The organism is bacterium, from assembly GCA_030685015.1.
GTDB lineage: Bacteria > CAIWAD01 > CAIWAD01 > CAIWAD01 > CAIWAD01 > CAIWAD01.
On sequence record JAUXWS010000098.1, the window covers coordinates 1 to 6073 of the forward strand.

Consider the following 6073-nt stretch of genomic DNA (forward strand, 5'->3'; position numbering starts at 1 on the left):
CGCGCTACGCGCTCCTTCCGGCGCTCCGGGCGCGGGTGGCGTGAACCTCTCGATGGGCATGCGGCTCTCCTCTCCTTGGACCATGAGATTTACCTCACTTTTGTGTCCAAGAAAACTGGGGGCGAGTCACGAACTGTAACAGGCTGTTACAGTATGGTCGACCCAGGAAAAGGGGCGGCCGCGGCGGTCGCCGGGCCGCGCACGCGGCCACCACCGTCCCTCCTCCAACCGCCAAATCCGGGATGCGCCGCCCACTCCCAGCCAACCGGCCTCGCCGTGCCGACACGAACGAGCAGGGGGTGGTGGGGACACGCCGGGACTTGTCACCTACCCGCCAGGGTTCCCTTCTCATTGCTACAGAAGAAGCTTCTCTTGTGAGGCATGGCTCGGAATCCTCGAAACGGGTTCCGCCATAGGGCTCCACCGAGATCTGCCCAAGGGGAAGGGTTCTTAGGGTGCGTGAGGGCCTGAAGATGGGGTGGGAGGGGAAGCGGGTCCGCGCCCCGAGGCGTAAGGTCCCGGGGCGCGGGCAGGGGTGGGTCAATTGGCCGGGGCGGGAACCGGTTCGGATGTCGCCGTGACCATGGGCAGTCCCGCCAGGCGGCGCACCAAGGCGATGAGCGAGCGGTCCTCCACCTCCGGATCCGGTGGGCAGGCAGGCACGCCCGCGGTGTCCAGCAGATCGTGTCCCTCTTGGATAATGCGGTGGATCTCCTTGAAGTCGCGCTGGGCGTCCTGAAGCGGTTTGGCCAGACTGTCCGCGGCTTCCATCACCGCATCGTAGCCGTCGCTGAAGGCCGTCCCCACGAAAAGCAGGCGCTTCCGTGCGTTGTACTCGGCCAGGGCCGCGGCTTCCGCGCGGGGCAAGTAGCGCGTCACTTGGTCAAGGGCGCATTCGGCTCCCTCCTTCCACCGGGTGGCATGGTCGTTGCGCACCCTCTGCAGTTCATCCGGATGGACCTTCCCCTCCTGCATTCGAGTGCGTGCCTCCTGCAATCCATCCTGGAAAGCCAGGCGGTAAGTGTCGTCGACATGGGCGTCGATCAGGGGCGGCACGCCAACATGGGTACCTTCGAGCCCCTGACGGTAACCGGCCAGACAGGCCTTGCTGATCTGGTGGACGAGGATCGGGTCGCGGGTCATTGGGCGTCTCCTGGTTGGGGCGGATCCGCCGGCACGCACAGCGTGCCGGGGGACTCCAGCGGAATTGGTTGCATCGTGGGTCGTGCCAAGGGCTCATGGGGAACGCTCGCTCCGGGACGCGACCCTTCCCGCATGCCCAGGCGCGCGGCGAGGCTGGCTCGGCGCTGGGCATTGGCATGGAATCGAAGAGAGGGCCGATCTGGCAGGGTCATGGGCTCCCGGCCATGCAGGCCGTGGCGCAAGCCCCCCTTACGCAGGTAGCACTCGAAGTGACCCAGGTACTTCAGCGTGAGCCGGTCGCCCAGGTTCAGCTGGTCAAGCAGATCGGTGAGCGCGCTGGTCACGTCGTGCACGGCCCGCCGGGCCTCGATCAACGTGAGGCCGTGGGTGGAGCGCAGGCGGCGCACCAGGTCGGATTGGGTCAACGTCATCTTGTCTCCTGTGGATTAGGGGCAGGGCTGTCGGGGAATGGGGTTGGAGATTGCGCATGCTCGAGAACCAGGCCCAGCACCCATGCCAGATGATCGGTCTGGGCCTTGGGGGGCCGCCGGCACAGGGACGCCTCGGATGAGGTCGGCTCCATCAACCGCGCGCGGACACGCTCCACCAAACCCCGGTCCACTTCCAACAGCCGCCTGACGCGCACGTCCAGGGGCTGCGGACAGCCCGCCACGTCCAGCACTTGGTTGGGGGTCAGTTGTCGCCATCCAGGATGCTCGGGTGGCCGGGCGGCCAGGGACCGCCGCACGTGTTCGGCTTCTCGCTCCTTTCGCATGGCTTCGTCGCGAAGCCAGAGACGGTCAAAGGCGCGGCGCAGGTCCTTGCGGATTTGGATGCGTTTGGCACGGCCGGCGTCGTCCCCACCCAGGAGGAGATCGCGACGTTTCAGCTGGTCGAGATCGCGGGTGAGGAAGTAGGCTCCCCGCACATCGCGCAGCGAGGCGGCCTCCAGCGCCCTTTGCACGTCCGGCCCATAAGAACTCGACCGGCCCAGCAAGTCCAGGAGACCCCAGGCGCCCGGGGTGGCGAAGTAGACGGGCCGTTCTCCACTGGGCCAGCGGTCGATGCGTTCTCCTGTCATGGTGGCTCCTTGGGTCAGAAGGGGATGTCATCGGTTCCGGTGGGACTGGGCGCCGTCTGCGCGCCACTTCCTCCGGCGGGCACATGCAAGGATTCCAAGAGGGCCGTCGGGAGGGTCTCCTCACCGCCATCCTGCGGCACGGACAGTTTGCGCAGGGCCGCCTGCAGCCTCTCTTGCGGGATGTGGAAACACTCCTCATTCTTCGACGGCCCAGCGCCACGAAGCACGCGCTGCTGCTGGCGCGTCTTGGACTCGGTGACCCCCATTTCGAACAGGGACGCGCGCAACCACTCCACCTCATGGTTCACATGGGCAGGCAGCATGCGCTGTTCGTGCAACACCTTTTCGATGCAGGTCAGCAGTTCGGCCGCGGGATACCAGTCCTGCCGCCGCCCCGACTGGTTGAAGGCCATCAGGATAGGGCCCTTCTCCTCCAGCACGTCCGCCAGAACCTGCAGATACAGGGCCTTGGGATTCTACTCGGCTTCCAGCGCCTTGTGCTCCACCTCTTTCACCTGACGCAGTTCCATCAGCGTGGCCTCCAGGATGGAGCCTTCCCCGCGCTCCACGTCCAGGTGTCGGGCAATGGTCAACGGTGGCAGCCAGAGCTCCCGATCGCGGCTGCCCAATCGCCTGCGGTCCACGTTGCGCATGTCATGGGTGACCCGTTCGTGGAGAGCCAGGCCGTTGCGAAGGCTCCAAACATGCAGCTGGTTGCGCAGGACCCGGGAGGTGATCGCCGCTTCGCGGGCGTCATGGTTCATATCCCCTTCGGGCAAGTGGTCCGCATCCGCCTCCTTGGTGTGGATGGCCAAGCAGCGGCTCCTCAGGACGTGCTGGATGCGGCCAATGGATCCAAGGCATTTGGGACCGAACACGCAGCGCTCCACGGGCTGCTGGCTCTCGGCATCGCCTTTGGGTAGGATCGCCCCCGCCTGGTACCCGATCAGCAGGATCAGCATCAGGAACTCCTCGCGTGACCCGGGCCGCGGATTCAGTAGACGCTCCGCCTCATCGATGATGAGCGTGCCCGACGTGTTGGCCACATGCATGCTGGCAGCCGCCTCCGTGGGCCCGGCACATTTCATGGCGTTGAAGGCCAAGCGCGACACGAAGCTCAAGGCGGTCGTCTTGCCCGATGCCTTGCTGCCATGGAAATGCAGATAGGGCACGGCGTTGAAGGCGGGAAACACGTAGGTCATCAGGATCCACGTGGCCAGCAAGTCCAGATCCCGGGGATCGGGAAACCAGAGGAAGCGGGTGAGCAGCCGCTTGACCTCGTCAAAGAGGTGGCAGCCGGACACGGGTGGGCACTGGTTGTCCAAGAACAAAAACATGTTGTGCGCGAAGGCAGATTCTTGGTCCCAAACGGGGTACTTGCGCCCTGGAAAGCGCTTGTATTCCTCTTCATCCTGGGCAAAGAGCGAGTACGGCTCGGTACTCACGTTGAGGCCATCGGGCAGGTTCTGGACGATGATCAACTCTTTGTTGACCACATGCACCGGAGTCCCGTCCGATGCCGACATGGGTTCCGTGCGTTGGATATGGACGCCCATGCGCCACGTGGGGACATCGCCATCGTGCCAGAGACAGAGTCCTGGCTGGAGGATTTGCCGGACCAAGGGGACCTTCGTGCCCGGACTTGTCGACCCTGCGGCATCCGGTCCCGATCCAGTGGGGGTGGTACGGTTCTGCGGCGAAGACCCGCTTGAGGAACTGGCAGCCAGACGGCTCTGCAGTTCAGCAAGGGGTGTGGGCACGTGTTTCGTCACTCGTTTGAGCAGGGCCTTGTGTCCCAGGCTGGAGCGCATGCGGATCACGTCAAACACGGGCTCCAGATCGCTTTCCTTCAAGCATTCCGCTTCCTTCGGCAAGCGGGCGATCAGCATGTCGAGGAGATCCGGCGCTTGCCGCAGCAGGTCCAGGAATTCCTCTTTCGTACCGCCGGCGCGTGCCCAGTCGTTGATGTCCTTGGCGCCTGGCATGTGCAGCACATGCACATCGCCGTCCTTCATGACCGCCTGGATGGCCATGGCGCTCTTCAGCGCTCGACCCCTTCCTGCCGAATCGTTGTCCCATGCCAACGTCACGCGCTTCAAATGGGCAAAGCGATGGGCGTTCTTCGCGGTTTCGAGACCCAGGTTGCCCACCGCCGGAATGCCAAAGGCGGCCACCTGCAAGGCATCCGGAATCCCTTCCGCCAACACGACGGATCGGTCCGGATGGCGCAGGGCGTCCTCGTTCCAGAGGCCGGCCGCCAGGCCTGCCAAGTGCACGAACTTCCGCTTGTCACTGGAATCGGGCAGTGCGCGAAACGACATGCCGACGGTGCGACCCCGACTCAGAAGAGGAAACAGGATTCGCGTGTCGTGGAACAGGAAGCCCCCACGAGCCGCACGCAAGCCTGCCGCTTCAAAGTCCGTCTGGCTATAGGTTGCCAAGACGGGATGCTTGGCTAGGATTCTGTAGAGCCCTTCCAGGTTGATCAAGCCCAGCTGGTGCTCACGCATCAGATCCTGGGAAAAACCCCGCGCTTCCAAGTAGGCTCGCGCTTGGCGGGCCGGATCCGTGTCTCCCATCAACCACCCGTGGGTCGCTCGGGTCAGGGCGGACAGGGTCTCTTCACGCTTATGTCGGGCTTCCTGGGCCGCCACCTCTTCCTGGGTCGGGGGCTTCAGCGGGATGTTGAGCATGTTGGCACCCAGGCGCAGGGCCTCTTTGAAGTCTACGCCGTTCATGAGCATGAGAAGGTCCAGCACGCTTCCACCCGCACGACCACCCGGATGGCTCCAACAGGTGAACGTGTTTCGCTGCAGATCCACATCGCATGAAGGATTCTTGTCCTCGTGGCCGGGAAGAGGGCAGCGAATCTTGCCATTGGCAGGAATCGGCCGACCCAGCACCATGCCGATCGTCAGGTCCTGTTTGACCCGATCGATCACGTCCTGATACACACCCACAGAGCCTCCCAACGTCTGTCCCGGGCTGGCGGCACCATCCGCCAGCCTCATGCCTTGTCTTGCGCCTGTCGTGGCCCAGGAGCCACCACTGCAGCGTGCTTCGGGTCACGAGACGGGCCGAGCCGGTTCACGGTCCCCCGGCCCCCGCCCGGGGCCCTCAGGCCCTGGACAACATGAAGTCCACCACATCCAGCGGCTCGTACAAGACCATGCGGCCCACCACCACGTGGCGGGGCACGGGCAGGCCGGCCCAGCGCCGGTTGCGCAGGGTACCCACCGTCCGTTTGAGCACACGGGCCACCTCGACCTCGGTCAAGAGGGCCGGCTGCCGAGCGGGCGCGTGGCCCAGCTCCCGGTGGATGGCCTCCACCAGGCGCCGGCGGCGCTCCTCGTCGGGCAGGTCGCGGAAGGCCGTGTGGGCCTGGGACACCGTGGTCTGGCGCGCGGGGCGCTCGTGGATGAGGGGCGAATGGGTGTGTCGCATGAAATTCGACTCCGTATGTTTTGGGACTCTTGCTGGTAGCCCATATGACGTTCTTTGTCAATCTTGTCAGGCCGTCCAGCGCTACACGCGCGATCTCTGAAAGCCTTCCCTGGCCTGACAACCTTACGATCCCTCGCATGAGAGGAGAAGTCAACCACTTTCTACAAAATTCTTTCATTCACATTTTCACTCATTTCTTGAGCATGATTCTCCTACATAATCTTGACACATCTTGTTGTGATGATCATTCATCACATTCATAATCCCGATTACGCAGCAGTTTCAGCTACCGAAGTGGCTGCTGATCAAGGTCAATGAGTTGACATGTCCCACCCCGGGCCGATCTTCGTGACGCATTCACGAAAGGAGCCCATCATGCCGTCCTCACTCAGTATCCAGTTTCAG

General features: G+C 63.8%; 6 protein-coding genes. All 6 read right to left on the reverse strand.

Going from position 1 to position 6073, the window contains the following annotated elements; all coding sequences use genetic code 11:
* Window positions 1–540: 540 nt before the first annotated feature.
* The 6 genes from Q8O14_13950 to Q8O14_13975 all read right to left on the reverse strand — a co-directional run bounded on the left by Q8O14_13950 (window position 541) and on the right by Q8O14_13975 (window position 5668).
* Window positions 541–1143 (reverse strand): hypothetical protein, encoded by a 603-nt coding sequence (locus tag Q8O14_13950; protein ID MDP2361830.1) that lies wholly within the window; start codon window positions 1141–1143, stop codon window positions 541–543.
* On the reverse strand, window positions 1140–1574 hold the full coding sequence (locus Q8O14_13955) for an HU family DNA-binding protein (protein MDP2361831.1): 435 nt from the start codon (window positions 1572–1574) through the stop codon (window positions 1140–1142). Before Q8O14_13955 ends, Q8O14_13950 begins: the two co-directional genes overlap by 4 nt.
* A complete protein-coding gene (locus Q8O14_13960) occupies window positions 1571–2224 on the reverse strand; it encodes a hypothetical protein (GenBank protein MDP2361832.1) in 654 nt (217 codons plus the stop codon). The genes Q8O14_13955 and Q8O14_13960 overlap by 4 nt, the downstream gene beginning before the upstream one ends.
* 14 nt (window positions 2225–2238) lie before the next feature.
* Entirely contained in the window at window positions 2239–2637 is a 399-nt protein-coding gene (locus Q8O14_13965) for a hypothetical protein (GenBank protein ID MDP2361833.1), read from the reverse strand.
* A 63-nt stretch (window positions 2638–2700) separates the two neighbouring features.
* The gene (locus Q8O14_13970; GenBank protein ID MDP2361834.1) at window positions 2701–5178 is read right to left on the reverse strand and encodes a toprim domain-containing protein; all 2478 of its coding nucleotides are present in this window, start codon (window positions 5176–5178) and stop codon (window positions 2701–2703) included.
* Window positions 5179–5341: 163 nt separating this feature from the next.
* Window positions 5342–5668: a hypothetical protein gene (locus tag Q8O14_13975; protein MDP2361835.1), complete on the reverse strand. Its 327-nt coding sequence runs from the start codon at window positions 5666–5668 to the stop codon at window positions 5342–5344.
* Window positions 5669–6073: the final 405 nt, after the last annotated feature.